The organism is Facklamia miroungae (genome assembly GCF_012396555.1).
Classification (GTDB): domain Bacteria; phylum Bacillota; class Bacilli; order Lactobacillales; family Aerococcaceae; genus Facklamia; species Facklamia miroungae.
The window spans coordinates 197,941-213,310 of record NZ_JAAXPS010000003.1 but is presented as its reverse complement, the minus strand read 5'-3'; the positions used below and the strand labels follow the sequence as shown (position 1 = coordinate 213,310).

Annotated in this window: 15 protein-coding genes; 1 reads left to right on the top strand and 14 read right to left on the bottom strand. The window is 37.6% G+C overall.

All coding sequences use genetic code 11. The annotated features are described in order from the left end of the window. The first annotated feature begins 8 nt into the window (after positions 1 to 8). A complete protein-coding gene (locus HF969_RS04685) occupies positions 9 to 1,253 on the top strand; it encodes a peptidase U32 family protein (RefSeq protein ID WP_090289485.1) in 1,245 nt (414 codons plus the stop codon). A gap of 51 nt (positions 1,254 to 1,304) precedes the next feature. Here HF969_RS04685 and HF969_RS04680 read toward each other — a convergent pair whose 3' ends face one another. The 14 genes from HF969_RS04680 to HF969_RS04615 all read right to left on the bottom strand — a co-directional run bounded on the left by HF969_RS04680 (position 1,305) and on the right by HF969_RS04615 (position 15,369). Then, positions 1,305 to 2,771, bottom strand: coding sequence for a hypothetical protein (locus HF969_RS04680; protein ID WP_090289486.1), 1,467 nt, complete (start codon positions 2,769 to 2,771; stop codon positions 1,305 to 1,307). Beyond that, a complete protein-coding gene (locus tag HF969_RS04675) occupies positions 2,765 to 3,298 on the bottom strand; it encodes a GNAT family N-acetyltransferase (protein ID WP_245694808.1) in 534 nt (177 codons plus the stop codon). Before HF969_RS04675 ends, HF969_RS04680 begins: the two co-directional genes overlap by 7 nt. Then, complete coding sequence (gene truA / locus HF969_RS04670) at positions 3,285 to 4,061, bottom strand: tRNA pseudouridine(38-40) synthase TruA (protein WP_090289488.1); 777 nt, start codon at positions 4,059 to 4,061, stop codon at positions 3,285 to 3,287. The genes HF969_RS04675 and truA overlap by 14 nt, the downstream gene beginning before the upstream one ends. A gap of 137 nt (positions 4,062 to 4,198) precedes the next feature. Beyond that, the gene (locus HF969_RS04665; RefSeq protein WP_090289489.1) at positions 4,199 to 9,178 is read right to left on the bottom strand and encodes a S8 family serine peptidase; all 4,980 of its coding nucleotides are present in this window, start codon (positions 9,176 to 9,178) and stop codon (positions 4,199 to 4,201) included. 184 nt (positions 9,179 to 9,362) lie between these two features. Next, the gene (locus HF969_RS04660; RefSeq protein ID WP_090289490.1) at positions 9,363 to 10,166 is read right to left on the bottom strand and encodes an energy-coupling factor transporter transmembrane component T family protein; all 804 of its coding nucleotides are present in this window, start codon (positions 10,164 to 10,166) and stop codon (positions 9,363 to 9,365) included. Beyond that, positions 10,159 to 11,058, bottom strand: coding sequence for an energy-coupling factor ABC transporter ATP-binding protein (locus tag HF969_RS04655; RefSeq protein WP_168427166.1), 900 nt, complete (start codon positions 11,056 to 11,058; stop codon positions 10,159 to 10,161). The genes HF969_RS04660 and HF969_RS04655 overlap by 8 nt, the downstream gene beginning before the upstream one ends. Further along, positions 11,034 to 11,873, bottom strand: coding sequence for an energy-coupling factor ABC transporter ATP-binding protein (locus tag HF969_RS04650; RefSeq protein ID WP_090289492.1), 840 nt, complete (start codon positions 11,871 to 11,873; stop codon positions 11,034 to 11,036). Before HF969_RS04650 ends, HF969_RS04655 begins: the two co-directional genes overlap by 25 nt. Before the next feature lie 245 nt (positions 11,874 to 12,118). Further along, a complete protein-coding gene (gene rplQ, locus HF969_RS04645; protein ID WP_090289493.1) occupies positions 12,119 to 12,499 on the bottom strand; it encodes a 50S ribosomal protein L17 in 381 nt (126 codons plus the stop codon). A gap of 23 nt (positions 12,500 to 12,522) precedes the next feature. Beyond that, positions 12,523 to 13,467 (bottom strand): DNA-directed RNA polymerase subunit alpha, encoded by a 945-nt coding sequence (locus tag HF969_RS04640; RefSeq protein ID WP_090289494.1) that lies wholly within the window; start codon positions 13,465 to 13,467, stop codon positions 12,523 to 12,525. Between the two features lie 73 nt (positions 13,468 to 13,540). Continuing rightward, complete coding sequence (gene rpsK, locus HF969_RS04635; RefSeq protein WP_090289495.1) at positions 13,541 to 13,933, bottom strand: 30S ribosomal protein S11; 393 nt, start codon at positions 13,931 to 13,933, stop codon at positions 13,541 to 13,543. Positions 13,934 to 13,958: 25 nt separating this feature from the next. Continuing rightward, positions 13,959 to 14,312: a 30S ribosomal protein S13 gene (gene rpsM, locus HF969_RS04630; protein ID WP_090289496.1), complete on the bottom strand. Its 354-nt coding sequence runs from the start codon at positions 14,310 to 14,312 to the stop codon at positions 13,959 to 13,961. 22 nt (positions 14,313 to 14,334) lie between these two features. Further along, positions 14,335 to 14,448 carry a 50S ribosomal protein L36 gene (gene rpmJ, locus HF969_RS04625; RefSeq protein WP_006908512.1) on the bottom strand — a complete coding sequence of 38 codons (114 nt, stop codon included), beginning with the start codon at positions 14,446 to 14,448 and terminating at the stop codon, positions 14,335 to 14,337. A gap of 23 nt (positions 14,449 to 14,471) precedes the next feature. Then, complete coding sequence (infA, locus tag HF969_RS04620) at positions 14,472 to 14,690, bottom strand: translation initiation factor IF-1 (protein WP_090289497.1); 219 nt, start codon at positions 14,688 to 14,690, stop codon at positions 14,472 to 14,474. A 25-nt stretch (positions 14,691 to 14,715) separates the two neighbouring features. Next, positions 14,716 to 15,369, bottom strand: a complete 654-nt coding sequence (locus HF969_RS04615; RefSeq protein ID WP_090289498.1) for an adenylate kinase — start codon at positions 15,367 to 15,369, stop codon at positions 14,716 to 14,718. Between the last annotated feature and the right edge of the window lies 1 nt (position 15,370).

Here is a 15,370-nt window from a genome sequence, read left to right as displayed (position 1 = left end):
AGGATCTCATGACTAAAACAATTTATAAAAAACCAGAATTACTGGCGCCTGCGGGTACCCTTGAAAAATTAAAAACAGCCATTCATTATGGAGCAGATGCTGTATATATTGGTGGAAATGACTATGGTCTCCGTAAGCGAGCGGGGAATTTTTCTTTTGAAGACATGGCTGAAGGTGTAGCCTTTGCTCATGAACGCAATGCCAAGGTTTATGTGGCTGCAAATATGATCACCCACCAAAATGATGAAAAAGGGGCCGGTGACTTTTTCCGTCAAGTACGTGATCTGGGTATCGATGCTGTTATTGTATCGGATCCTGCGCTGATGCAGATCTGTGCGAGTGAGGCACCCGGTCTAGATATTCACCTTTCTACCCAACAATCGGCGGTTAATTATGAAACCTTAAACTTTTGGCAAGAAGCAGGTCTAACACGTTGTGTGCTTGGACGCGAAGTCTCCATGCAAGAAATTAAAGAAATTCGTGCGAATACCAGTATTGAAATTGAGGCTTTTATCCACGGAGCTATGTGTATTTCCTATTCCGGACGTTGCACCCTTTCCAATCATATGGCTAATCGAGATGCTAACCGTGGAGGTTGTTGTCAATCGTGTCGCTGGCATTATGGGTTATTTGAGCTACCTAGCCTAGAACAAAAGATTATGGTAGGCGCTGGCGAACCAGGAATCAAAGAGCCTTTCTCTATGTCCGCAGTTGACATGGGTATGTTAGATTATATCCCAGAAATTATTGAAGCAGGTATTGATTCTTTAAAAATTGAGGGTCGAATGAAATCCATTCACTATATCTCAACCGTTGTAAATGTTTATCGCAAAGCAATCGATAGCTTCCTAGAAGATCCCGAACATTATCAGATTAAGCAAGAATGGTCTGACGAACTATGGAAAATTGCTCAGCGTGAACTTTCAACCGGCTTTTACTATGATGAGCCTAGCGAAAAGGAACAATTATTTGGTAAAAGACGCCGTCGTCCAGAATATTCTTTCATCGGAGAGGTGCTTGACTATGACCCAGATACGGCTATTGCTACTGTTCAACAACGGAATAATTTTAAAGTTGGCGAAACGATTGAATTTTATGGTCCTGGCATGAGGAATCATCAAGAAATTCTAGATAAAATGTGGGATGATACCGGCGAAGAAATTGAGGTGGCTCCTCACGCCATGCAAATCGTGACTATGAAAGTAAGCCAACCTGTTGCTAAACATGATATGCTTCGAAAGCATCTTAAATAACTTTTAAATTTTTATATCCAAAAAGCAGCCTTATGAAAAAGGCTGCTTTTCTTATTTATCTATGAATTTTTCAAGATGAGCTATAAAATGTTTTAAGACCTGTATCCGAGCGTAGCGTTTATCATTACTTGCGATAATATACCATGGAGCATAGTCTGTATCTGTTCTCACGAGCATTTCATTCATAGCCTCAAGATATTGAGGCATTTTTTCTCGGTTACGCCAATCCTCATCTGTAATTTTATAATTCTTATCTGGATCTTCCATTCGGTCTTCAAAGCGTTTAGCTTGTTCTTGGCTATCAATATACAGGAAGAATTTCATCACTGCCGTGCCATGATCATACAAGGTTCTTTCCATCTGGTTGATCTCTTCATAGGCTCGTTCCCAATCTCTTTCAGGTGTGAAATGTTCAATTCTTTCGACTAAAACACGACCATACCAAGATCGGTCAAATATAACCATCTGCCCATCTTCCGGCATTTCCTTTTGAAAACGCCATAAATAGTGGAAATTCTTTTCAACTTCATCCGGTGCATTAATCCCGAAAATCTTGTATGAACGCGGGTCGATATGCCGTGTCAATCGTTTAATTGCTCCTCCCTTACCCGCTGCGTCCATTCCTTCAAAGGCTAATACAATCGGAATTTTTTTGTTATAACATTGATAGACTAACTTTGCTGCCTTATCTTGTAAATCATCCAATTGTTCATGATAGTCATCTTCCGACAAGCTTTTGTTTAAATCAAATTGGTCAAGGACTTGATAGGTTGTTTGACGGTCACGTTGAATTGCTTCTTCGCGCGTACGCCATTGAACAATGCGTTCAATTCCTCGATGGATTTCGTCAATCACGATACCTAAAGCCATTTTTGAAGCGTATTTTTGATCTTCTGCGTCTATTATATGCCATGGCGATAATTTCTGATTGGTTTGAGTTAGCACTTTTGAAAACCATTCTTGATGTTCTTTATAGTTTTCATTTTGCTCATAATCTTCTTTTGATAATAAGCGTTTACCTTCAACTGATTTTTCTAATTCTTTTATTCGCTCTTTTTGTGTTTTTTTAGAAACATTTAAAAACAATTTGATGACAATTGTACCATTGTTAATTAATGTCGCATCTAATTCTCTTAATTCTTGAACCCTTTGGGCTAATTTTTTATCACTTTTTTGATCGTGGTTAAATACTTGATAATAGAAGGACCGATCATAGACCACGATTTCTTGGTTGGATGGGAGTTTTTGCCAAAATCGCCAAACTGATGGGTGAAGCTTTTCGCTTTCTTTGGCTTTATCAAATACTTCTACCCGAACATATCTTGGGTCCAGTTCGCGCGTTAAATCATTAATCACATAGCCTTTTTCTGAGGATTCCCACCCATCTACTAAGATCAAGACAGGTATCTTAAGTCCTTGAACAGTGCGTTGTAATTGATCAAGCCGTTCACCGAGTTCAGACCGTTGAAATTGTTCAAATCTTTTATCTGTATTTTTAAAATCAAAATCCTTTAACATTCAATCTCCTTCTTTCGATAGTATTGATAGGCATCTCTCGGATCACCATTCAATAATTTGATTACCCCACAATATTGAAAACCCAATTTCATTAATACATGCTTCATGGGTTGATTGGCGTTGTGCGTATCAATCCGAATGTTTGCATAGTTAGCCATTGCCCATTTTAACAGTTCTTGACCGCCCCCTTTGATTGATGGCCGAGCAGCTAATCGATGAATAGTGACATAGTTCTTTTCATTCAACCATTGACCTTGAATTTCACTGTAAGTGGGATCTGCACCGGGGATTAAGGCCATAACAGCTAGTAAGTCTCCGTTAGCTATATCTTCCAACAAATAAGAATAGCCCGCTTTAAAATCTTGTAAAATGACTTGTCTTCCGGGATAACCGTCTTCCCATTGGCTCAGGTTGCCAGTGGATAATTGAAAGGCTCGCGCTTCATCATATAAGGGCTGGAGTTTTTCAATATCCCTACTTTCAACTCGACGTATTCTCCACAGGTTTTCTTTTCTATTCTGAATCAAATGGATCCTCCTTATATTCGACATGCATCAAATAGAGCCCTTGAGGGGGAGCTGTCGGACCTGCTTGATTTCGATCCTTAACTTGTAACAAACGCTGCATTTCTTCAGGCTGCTTGAGACCGTCCCCAATTTGGAGCGAAGTGCCAACTATAATCCGAATCATATTATATAAAAAGCCGTTACCCCTGAAATCAAAGACTAATTCTTGATTGTGACTGTCTATATTTGCTTCGATTTGATATAAATTTCTCACCTTGTTCTGTTTATCTGTTTTTGTGGAACAAAAACTAGTGAAATCATGTTCACCTTTCAAATATGCTAAGCCTGCTTGAATTCTTTCAATTTTAAAAGGATAACCATGGTGAGTCGTGAACTGACGCTTAAAAGGATCAGGAAATCGTTGAATATCTACTCGGTAGCGATAAGATTTGCCAATCGCATCATAACGTGCGTGGAAATCGGATTCTATTTGCTTGCATTGAACAATTCGGATATCTTTGGCAAGAATCGAATTAAGGGCACGTAATAGATTAGTTGCTGGAATTGAAGCTGGAAAATCAAAATGAATGACCTGTCCAAGGGCATGCACCCCCGCATCAGTTCTTCCAGAACCAACTATTTTAATCGGATTATTTGGACTTCTTTTAGCGATCAAGAGGAGCGCATGCTCAATTCGCTCTTGAATGGAGGTGCCATTTTTTTGGATTTGATAGCCGTGATAACGACTACCATCGTATTGAACTTTAGCTACATATCGTGGCAATCTTCCACTCCTTTCTATCTTCTTTATTATTATAAGGTTTTTGCTATTTATTATAAAGATTAATGACCAGTTCATTAAAGATAAAATTCTCTCCCCCAAATAATAATTGGAAGAGAGAAAGTATTATTTTTTACGTTTTATTTTTTCTTTGAGTAAGCAATAGTACTTAGCCCAATGAAGGATAGAAGCGATGCTACTAAAGAATAATTGTGTTTAACTTCTCCAGTTTTAGGTAAGACACTTGCGCCTTCAACCGAAGTTTGTGCGTTTTGATTACCATCGAAACTCTCACCCTTTTGCGGAGTAGAGCCGTGAATCGGTATAAACGCATTCGCATAGTCAATCAACATATTCTTCCATAGTAAAAACTGCTGCTTAGATATTTTTGCTGGATCGGTCGCTTTTACCCTAAAAAGAAAAGCTTCAATTTCTTCGATTGATATATCTTTAGGACGGTGATATCCATCAACATCAGCTATTTTAATCTCAAGTCGGTTAATATATGGGTCTAATTCAGACATATTGATTACGTCCGTATCTTCTGATCTTTCTGGACCTGTGTACGCTTTTGTACCCATTTCAATAATTTTATCTTGTGCTGGGACAATGATTTCACCAGTTAGTGGATTAACTAATCCTTTTACCCCTTCTTGAGTCGTTACTTCAACACCTTCTAGTAGAGTAGAATCTTTTCTTCTTATTGTTTCAAAAGGTATTTCGGCTGGCCCATATTCAATGATTTGATCTTGAGCTGCTTCAAGAATAATTAGTTTACCCTTTTCATCTATATTTGCTTTGCCTTCTTTACCCTCTTGAACAATCTTCACTGCATCAACAGCCAAGTTGATATTAAACTTAGGAACTACCTTATATGGAACTTCTTTTAATTCCATTAGTTGAACCGGGATAGAAGTAGTCTCACTTTGATTACCAAAGTCATCATAAACTGTAAAGGTTAATTTTTCTCCTAATTTGGATTTAGGAATTGTATAAAGAACTTTTCCATTAACTGGGATTGGATTTGTTAAAGAATCAAAAGTTTTATCCACACGACCGATCATGTCATTGTTTGCCCATAGTTCCACATAATTCATGTTGTCACTAAAGTCGATTTCAAAGTACAAGAGATCTTTATCTGGGCCAAAGACTTGATTCACTTTAAGTTCCGGTGCTTGGTGATCCCGTCTGATTCTGTGGGCAACTTGTTGCTTCACTAATTTATCATTTGGACTCATAACATAAGCTGTTATTTCAACACTGTAGACTTCATTTCCAACTAACTTTTCGGTCGGTATATCTTTTTTAAAGAGAATGTGTCCGTCAACTTCTTCAAAGGCAACGGGTTGACTGTCTACAATGACGTTACCCTTCTCATCGGTTATGCGATACTCAATGTAGTGAACTTCCTTATAATCATGAACCTCTCCTGAGAGGTCAATAAATTCTACTTGGCTTCCAATTGGTTGGTAATACCAAGGGCTGTTAGTGACAATAGATGGGAGATCACTTGTATCGAGACCAATTTCTGTGATATATTCTGCTGGATTACTTGGCTTTTCACCAGGCTTTTTGTTGTCCTCGGTAACTTTTTCTTCGGGTACCTCCGCTGGTTTACCTTCTTCTTTCTTAACTTCTTCTAAGGTACCATTTGCTAACAAACGATATTGTTTAACGTTTCTAGCATTGTCATAAACCCAAATATTAAGGTCTTTGTCTTTAAGGTCTTCTTCAAGATTAATTGTAAAGGTTTCCTTTAATAATTGAGGATTCGTTACTTTGTCAATCTCTTTCCGTGATACCAAGACTTCATCACTCGCCACCTCTACAGCATAGATTCCCGCTAAATTATCTTCAACCGATAAGGTTACTGTATTCTCTTTACGGTCTGCTTTTAAATTAGCATCAGTATTATCTAGAACAAATTTATATTCATAACGTTGTCTTTCAGCGTCTGGGGCATCAATTTGTGCTTCAATCACATAGTAGTATTCACCTTCATCTACTTGTTGACCAAAGGTATCGGTATAATCCCAAGCTGTTCCCCAAGGGTCTTGTAAGAAGAGATACGGTTTTTCATATAAACGAGCGACTTTAAACATCCGGTTAATAATTGCGAGGTCTTTTATTCTTTCACCTTTCGCATTTTCAACATGGAAGGTAACATTTACTGCATCACGAAGGAAGGCTAATTTAGGAGTAACCTTGTTTTCAAATTTATTATTCTCATTGCTATTAACAAAGATTACTTTATCATCTTTAACTTTCCAAGCATTAAAGTAATCCCAACCTTCTTTTAAGCCTTTGCGAACAAAGGCTGTTTTATCCACTCCGCCGTTATCATATTCAATTGGCAAGAAATTAACATTTTCGGCATCTGAAAAGTCGATCATCTCATCAATAATTGGTAATTTATCCCACTCCCCCTTGAAACCAAAGAAAGGTAATGATAAGTCTGTTCCTTCAGAATCTAGCGGTTTAAAGAAGAAGAAACCTTGAACATATTGGTTGTTGTCGATGCCCATGGTTGAAATAATCTGGTCCATCGAGGCAGTTTGACCGGCTTTTACCGTGATTTCACCTAATACTTCTTCTCTAACTTTTTCAGAGATTTCAGTATAGCGTCCTTCTTCATTAATGGTGTCTTTTAAAAGAACATACGATACTTCGAAGGTTTGATCGTTTTTACCGTAGTTTTTAAGCATAAAACTAGCATCAAATTGGTCTTTGACCTCTTTAAGTTCTAATTTACCATCTGCTTTGGTATCTGTTTCATTGGTGGCAACCACAGTGACCAAATTATCGAGTGCCTTATGAATATTAGCCAACCCAGCCCCTTGTTGGATAGGGGTAAAGTAAGAAGCTCCTTCTTTTAAGGTGTTAAGTTTTGGAATAGCTGTGTTCATCAAGAATAACATAGCTAAATCGTCTTGAAGAGGATCTTTTTCTTTACCATGACGAACTAAAATACCTTCATCATAAAGTCTCTGCATAACTAAGGCAGCCATACCTGATAGATGAGGCGTTGCCATGGAAGTTCCTGACATGGTTTGATAACGATCATCACTCATTAAACTATAGATAAAACCACCTGGTCCAGCGATATCTGGTTTAAGCAACAAGTCAGTAGAAGGTCCCCAAGAAGAGAACTCACTTAAATTTCCTCCTGTCAACGTATTGAAAGCATATAATTCTTTCGAAATTTTAAAGAGAGCATCCTGATTACTTATAGCGAGATCTTTTAATTTAATACCAGATTTCTGTGTAACAAACATTATTGGTGTTTTTGTGTCTAAACCTTTTATACCAGTCATTTCCATTGTGTAGGGACTATCAACATTATCATAAATAATTAAGCCAGCAGCATGATGTTCTTTCGCTAATTGGTACTTCTCATTAAATGAAGCATCACCACGCTGAACTAGAACTATCTTCCCTGAAAAATCAACTTCTTCCTTTGTTTCTCTCAAATATTGTTCATAATCTTCTTTATTCCCTTTACCAAACTCTATCAAAGGAAGTGGTGCTTTATTTTCTCCTTCTGGGAAAGTAAATGATCCAGGAAAATATTCGCTTTTGCCATCGACTATTGCCTCTACATAGCGTTTCATTTCTTTCAAGTTATCAAATGAAGCTACTGACATTGAAGGATCAACACTCGCTGGATACCCCATGGTGCCATTGTCTGGGTTTTTACCTAATTGGGTGTAATCTGTACCCCATGTAGCATTCCTGTCATTACCGGCTGCAATCATCGGAAGAATTCCTTTATCACGAGCGTTTTGGACGGCTTTGGCCATAGGGGTATCCCCCATAATATTGAAGCCACTTGACATTCCTAGTGACATATTAATAATATCTGCCCCTAATTTGACAGAATCATCAAAGGCCTTCATCCAAATATCCTCATAGACTGTCGCATTGACTTGGTCTTCGGAGAAAGCTTTCATTAACAGCAATTGTACGTGAGGAGCAATACCACGAATACCACCATTTTCAGGATCTCCATTGGCTCCGATGGTTCCAGCTACGTGGTTTCCGTGCTCATTTTTCGACTGTAAAGTATCTATATTATCAGCATAATTATATCCGTAAGCCACTTTATTTGAATACCATTTTCCTGGCAAACCTAATGATTCAATCATAGCATTCATCTCGGCCTCGTCATAACGCTTCTCAACATCATCGGCTAAGACAAAATCACGATGATAAGGATCAAATCCTGTATCAATGACAGAAACTACAATGTTTTCGCCCTTATATTTACTTTGAAACTCTGATAATAAATCCATACCAATTAAAGGACCTGAATTATTCATGTTTGCTTCTGCATCAGGACGTTTAAAACTATGAGAAATATCCACTGATAATACTTGGGTCATCTTTTTAAGGTGTTCGATTGTGGCTTGATTAGCTAAAGCTGAAAAGCCTGTGAAAGAAGCAGAATATTCTTGGTCTCCTTCTAAGGCGAGTCCTTGACCTGCAAGCAATTCAGTAATTTCCTTAATCGTTTGCTTAACTTCAAGTTCACTTTCTTTAACCGCTAATTGATATTCTTTCTCATTATGGTAGTTGGCGCGATCGATAGCCGCCTTATTGTTTGTTCGTACAATAATTTTTATTTTTTCTTCTGCTAAAGTATTATTTTCAGATTTTTCTTTTGATGTCTCATCACTTTCTGATTCTACTGTTGTTTCACTTTCTTCACTTGGCTTAGATGCCTCATTTGTTTCATTCACTTCAGTCGTTTCAACTACTTCAGCTGTTTCGACAACTTCAGTCGTTTCAATCCTTTCAGTCGTTTCAGTCGTTTCGACCGTTTCAGTCGTTTCAGTCGTTTCAGTCGTTTCAACCGTCTTGTTAGTTTCAACTTTTTCACTAGTGGTTGTGACTACGTTTGTTTCGCTTAATTTCTCCGTTATTTTCACTTCACTTGTATGGATTGGCTCAGCTGTCTTATCTACCTCTTGTACTTTTAACGACTTTTCTGCTTGAACCGATGTCTGAGCCTGGGTCTGATCGACCTTTGTCTCTTGAGCTTGGACGTCCACTTGGTTTGCTTGTGAAAGCATCATGAGCGCTAGACCACAAGAACTCAATAATTTCAAACGATTATTCATAAAAAATCCTCCTCAAACGTTTTCATAATCTCATAGAAAGATTTTATCAGATTTGATAACGATTTCATAGTGAAAATGAAAAATAAATGAGTCATTAATTAATTTACAATGGAATACCTCTCATTTAACTTAAAGACCTCCTAAAGTTAGTCTTTAGGAGGTCTTTAAGTGAGTGAAATTACTATTAAAAATAGAATCGAATTCCAATAATTATTATAGTGATTAAAATCATGACACAGAGAACAATCACATCATTACGGTCATAATCTAGATAGCGATATTTTGTTCTGCCCTCAGCCCCATGGTAACCGCGTGATTCCATTGCAGTTGCTAACTCTTCTGCCCGATTAAATGCTGAAACGAAGAGTGGAACCAAAATCGGGACAATCGCTTTCATCCGATCCATCATCGAACCTTCATCAAATTCAACCCCTCTCGACCGCTGAGCATTCATAATCGTTTGCGCCTCATCTAAAAGAGTAGGAACATACCGCAAAGCAATCGAAAGCATCAAAGCCACTTCATGGGATGGAAAACCCAAATGCGTCAATGGTCGCAAAAGATGTTCGATTCCATCTGTCAACTCAAGCGGAGCTGTAGTCAAAGTCAGAATAGTCGACATCATTATAATTAAGAAAAGACGCATAAAAATATAAAAACCACCCAATAACCCCAAAGAAGTGATTGAAATAGGGCCCCAATTGAAATAGGTCTGCCCCCCTGACGTGAACAGTATTTGAAAAACAACTGTAAAAAGGATAATCCAAATCATCGGTTTTAAGCCTTTGAAGAAAAACTTAAGGTCTAGGCGACTCAACTTGATGCCAAATAAAAGTACCAAAAATAGCGTCCCATATCCTAGTATATTATTTGCAAAGAATACGAGCAGAATAAAATAAAAAGTAGCAATCAATTTGGTGCGCGGATCAAGCGAATGAACCCAAGAGTCTATTTGAATGTAACGGCCAATTAGAATTTTATCATTCATTCCTACTAACCTCCCGACCTTTTTGTTGATGGTTAATTTCAATGAGTGTTTCGGTTAGTTCTTCAACCGTTAGTGGTGATTGTTTGATTTTAAGCATTATATTTTCTGGTATTTTTTGATCAAGCAACTCAAAAAAAGCTAAAGTTTGAGGAAGACCTAGTTGTTTTTCTCTTAACCATTTTGGATCAGAAAATACTTCTGAAGGTGACCCTTGTTTTACAATTTGTCCTTTTTCAAGAACAACAACATTATCAGCATATTTAGCTACATCGTCCATTTGATGAGTCACTAATATAAGCGAAAGATGGTGTTCTTTTTGTAATTGCATAAACATTTCAAGCATAGTTATTTGTCCAAGGGGATCTAGACCAGCAGTGGGCTCATCTAAAATCAAAACCTCTGGTTGCAAAGCAAGTACTCCTGCAATAGCCACTCTGCGCATTTGGCCTCCACTTAAATCAAAGGGCGAACGTTCAAAGAGCTCTTCATCAATTCCTACTAGAGTAAGCATTTCTCGTGCAATTTTTTCTGCTTCTTCTTTTGACACGCCGAAGTTTTGGGGTCCAAACATAACATCTTTTAATACAGTTTCTTCAAACAGCTGAGTTTCGGGGAATTGGAAAACAACTCCTATCTTTTTTCTAAGTGCTTTGAGATTTTTATCTTTTGACTCTGCTGTAATTTCACGGCCGTCGATAATTAACTTGCCTTTGGTTGGCTTTAATAAAACATTTAAATGCTGAATTAAAGTCGATTTCCCCGATCCAGTATGACCAATAATGGCTGTTACTTCTCCTTCTGGTATTTCTAAATCGATACCTTTCAAAACAGGAACCTCAAAGGGAGTGCCTGGTGAATAGGTAAAGTCTACTTGTTCAAATACGATTGAGATATCCATTCTGCCATTTCCTCCTCTGTTAAGTAACGATTTGGTACGTTGATTCCTTTATCTTTTAACTGCAAACGTAATTTTTCAGCAAATGGTAAATCAAGTCCCATTTTAATCAGTGTCGATCCTAAAGAAAAAATATTAGCTGGTGTATCTTTATATATAACTTTTCCCTCTTCTAGAACAATAATCTGATCAGCCAAACTCGCTTCATCAATATCGTGTGTTATTGAAATAACCGTTAAGCCATATTTATCCTTAATATCTCTAACCACTTCTACGACTTCTTTGCGACCTAATGGGTCTAACATTGCTGTGGACTCATCCATAATAATGATATCTGGACGCAAAGCGATAACACCAGCGATGGCTACCCTCTGCTTTTGTCCTCCTGACAATCTTGATGGTTCTTTCTTTAAGAAATCAATCATACGAACTTGTTCGAGCGCTTCAGTCACACGGACTTTCATTTCTTCCCGGTCAATACCGTTGTTTTCAAGCCCAAAGGCTACATCATCTTCTACCGTAGCCCCTACAAATTGGTTATCGGGGTTTTGGAAGACCATTCCTACAGCTCGACGAACATCCCAAACGGTTTCCTCTTGTAATTTCATCCCTTTAACATATATTTCACCTTTGTAAGGGACCAAAAGTCCATTAATTGTTTTGGAGAGTGTGGATTTGCCAGATCCATTTGGACCAATTAATGCAATCCATTCTCCTTTTTTAATACTTAAGGAAACATCACTGATAGCATCTTTTTCTGCTCCGGGATATTGAAAAGAAACTGAATCAATTCGGATAATTTCTTCTTTCATTATTTTCTCCTCAAAATATATTCTTATCGTAATAGTTAAAGCCGTTTGCTTTCCTTAACTATTAATACAAGTTTTATGTATAAAAAAAACACTTTAAGATGATAGCAGGATTGAGATTAGTATCTTACTAATCTCAATCCACCAATTAAATTGGTTGCTATAGAGCTAGACTCCACGATTATCTCTTGAAATCATAACACTCTCCATCATCAAAGTGAATTAATCTACTTAAGAAATGATTAATCTTAAACTAATTCTAAGATAACCATAGGTGCTCCGTCTCCACGACGAGGACCTTTCTTAAGGATACGTGTGTATCCACCATTACGTTCAGCGTAACGTTCTGCATAAGTATCGAATACACGATTTAAAACACTCTCAACTACCACTTCATCACCTTCGATGCGAGCATCCGCAATTTCTCTGCGTAAGAATGCTGCTGCACGACGACGTGAAGCTAAATCACCTTTTTTGCCTAATGTGATCATTTTATCAACCGTTTTACGGACTTCTTTTGCACGTGCTTCCGTTGTTTCAATACGTTCGTTGATAATTACATCAGTTGTTAGATCACGTAGTAAAGCCTTACGTTGTGCACTCGTACGACCCAGTTTACGATATGACATTCAGTTTCCTCCTTTACTCTCTACTAATCTTCTTCGCGTAAGCTTAATTCTAAACCAGCTAATTTGTTTTTAACTTCATCTAATGACTTACGTCCAAGATTACGAACCTTCATCATTTCAGCTTCTGATTTATTAGTTAGCTCTTGAATTGTATTAATTCCAGCACGTTTCAGACAATTATAAGAACGAACAGATAGATCTAACTCTTCGATCGTCATGACCAACACTTTTTCTTTTTCTGCTTCTTCTTTTTCGACCATAATTTCAGTATTACGTGCTTCATCATTCAAATCTACAAAAATATTTAAGTGCTCAGTTAAAATTTTTGCAGCTAAACTTAAAGCTTTTTCTGGACTAATAGAACCATCGGTCCATATATCCAGTGTTAACTTATCATAAATATTCCGCTGTCCAATCCGAGTGTTTTCAACTTGGTAGTTGACTTTTTTGATTGGAGTGTAGATCGAATCAATCGGTAATACACCAATTGGTGTATCCTCTCGCTTATTGTGTTCACTTCGAACAAATCCACGACCGTTTGCTACATTCATTTGCATGTTTAATTGTGCGCCTTCTGCTAGTGTGCAAATATATAAGTCAGGATTTAAGATTTCTATTTCATTATCATGAATAATATCTGCTGCGGTTACTGTTTTAGGACCTGCAACATTTAATTCAATTACCTTATCATCTTCCGTATGTGTGTTAAAGGCTACTTCCTTCAGATGTAGGATAATCGTTGGTACATCCTCAACTACCCCTTTAATGGTAGCAAACTCATGTACTACACCTTCAATTTGAACACTCGTAATCGCTGATCCTGGTAATGAAGATAACAAAATTCTACGTAATGAATTTCCAAGGGTTGTTCCATAACCACGTTCAAGTGGCTCAACGACAATTTTACCATATTTAGCATCGTCACTGATTTCAATCGTTCTAATATCTGGTTTTTCAATTTCGATCATCGATTATTTGCCCCTTTCAAAACGTCTGTCGCGATGATAATTTCGTTTCTAATCTGATTCTACACAATTATCATTAAACACGGCGACGTTTTGGTGGACGGCATCCGTTGTGTGGAATTGGTGTAACATCACGAATAGCTGTAACATCTAATCCTGTTGCTTGTAAAGAACGGATTGCAGACTCACGACCTGATCCTGGGCCTTTAACAGTAACTTCAACTGTCTTCATGCCATGATCCATTGCACCTTTTGCTGCAACCTCAGATGCCATTTGAGCTGCAAACGGAGTTGCTTTCTTTGAGCCACGGAATCCTAAAGATCCTGCTGATGACCAAGAAACAGCATTTCCATTCACATCAGTGATCATCACGATCGTATTATTAAAAGTTGAACGAATATGAGCTATTCCTTTTTCAATATTCTTTTTAACACGACGACGACCTCTACGTGCTTGTTGTTTTGCCATGAATTATAACCTCCTTTATTAAAATCTATCTAATTGGTTTCTTAGGTCCTTTACGTGTACGGGCGTTATTCTTAGTATTTTGTCCGCGTACAGGTAAATTACGACGATGACGTATACCTCTTAATGAACCAATATCTTGAAGTCGTTTGATGTTCATGCTTACTTCACGACGTAAGTCTCCTTCAACACGAATCTTATCAATAATTTCACGAATTCGATCTAATTCATCGTTAGTTAAGTCTTTTACACGTGTATCTTCTGATACATTTGCCTCAGCCAAAATTTTCTTAGCTGTAGTGCTGCCGATTCCGAAGATATATGTTAAAGAAATGACTACACGTTTTTCGCGGGGAATATCTACTCCTGCAATACGAGCCATGCAATTTCCTCCTTCTTAATTATTATCCTTGACGTTGTTTGTGTTTGGGATTTTGACAAATCACCATAACTTTTCCTTTACGGCGAATTACTTTACATTTTTCACAAATTGGTTTAACTGATGCTCTAACTTTCATTATGCTCCTCCTTATTTCGTTGACTACTTAAAACGATAGGTAATGCGGCCACGAGAAAGGTCATAAGGGGATAATTCAACAGTGACTTTATCTCCAGGTAAAATGCGAATATAATTCATGCGAATTTTACCAGAGACGTGTGCTAATATTTCATGACCATTCTCAAGTTCTACCTTGAACATTGCGTTTGGTAGAGTTTCCATAATAATACCTTCTACTTCAATTACATCATCTTTTGCCATTCACTTACCTCCTATGGACGAAGTCTTATAATTTGCTTAATACTTCTTGAATTTTGCTATAAACTTGATCGATTGAATTTTCTCCACTCACTCTGTGCAACAATCCAAGTTCTTCGTAATATGCTAGAATCGGTTGAATCGATTCCATTTGGAGATTAATACGATGAGCAACTTTTTCAGGTTTATCATCTTCACGTTGATAGAAGTCATGAGCGCCACATGAATCACATGTGTTCTCTACTTTTGGCGGATTATAGATCTTGTGATAGCTTGCTCCACAGGATCCACAGATAATTCTTCCGCTTAGACGTTCTTTAAGAACTTCTGGATCCACATCAATATATATAACAGCATCGATTGAAGAATCGAGGCTTTCCAAATTGTCGCTTAAAGCGCGGGCTTGTTGTAAGGTTCTTGGATAACCATCCAACATAAACCCATATTCTTTTACATCATCTTGTTTTAAACGCTCTTTTACAAGTCCGTTTGTTATTTCATCTGGAACGAGATTGCCATTGTCGGTGTAAGACTTAGCCTCTAAACCAAGTGGCGTTTCATCTTTGATCGCTTGTCTGAATATATCGCCAGTAGCAATATGGACAACCGGATAATCTTGAGTAATTTGTTCACTTTGAGTTCCTTTACCCGCCCCAGGTAAACCCATCAATAATATATTCATT

Bases quoted from the DNA above. Each gene is read 5' to 3' on its own strand.
- HF969_RS04685 (WP_090289485.1), top strand. From the start codon at position 9: ATGACTAAAACAATTTATAAAAAACCAGAATTACTGGCGCCTGCGGGT.
- HF969_RS04680 (WP_090289486.1), bottom strand. From the start codon at position 2,771: ATGTTAAAGGATTTTGATTTTAAAAATACAGATAAAAGATTTGAACAA.
- HF969_RS04665 (WP_090289489.1), bottom strand. From the start codon at position 9,178: ATGAATAATCGTTTGAAATTATTGAGTTCTTGTGGTCTAGCGCTCATG.
- HF969_RS04660 (WP_090289490.1), bottom strand. From the start codon at position 10,166: ATGAATGATAAAATTCTAATTGGCCGTTACATTCAAATAGACTCTTGG.
- HF969_RS04650 (WP_090289492.1), bottom strand. From the start codon at position 11,873: ATGAAAGAAGAAATTATCCGAATTGATTCAGTTTCTTTTCAATATCCC.
- rplQ (WP_090289493.1), bottom strand. From the start codon at position 12,499: ATGTCATATCGTAAACTGGGTCGTACGAGTGCACAACGTAAGGCTTTA.
- HF969_RS04640 (WP_090289494.1), bottom strand. From the start codon at position 13,467: ATGATCGAAATTGAAAAACCAGATATTAGAACGATTGAAATCAGTGAC.
- rpsK (WP_090289495.1), bottom strand. From the start codon at position 13,933: ATGGCAAAACAACAAGCACGTAGAGGTCGTCGTCGTGTTAAAAAGAAT.
- rpsM (WP_090289496.1), bottom strand. From the start codon at position 14,312: ATGGCTCGTATTGCAGGAGTAGATATTCCCCGCGAAAAACGTGTAGTC.
- rpmJ (WP_006908512.1), bottom strand. From the start codon at position 14,448: ATGAAAGTTAGAGCATCAGTTAAACCAATTTGTGAAAAATGTAAAGTA.
- infA (WP_090289497.1), bottom strand. From the start codon at position 14,690: ATGGCAAAAGATGATGTAATTGAAGTAGAAGGTATTATTATGGAAACT.
- HF969_RS04615 (WP_090289498.1), bottom strand. From the start codon at position 15,369: ATGAATATATTATTGATGGGTTTACCTGGGGCGGGTAAAGGAACTCAA.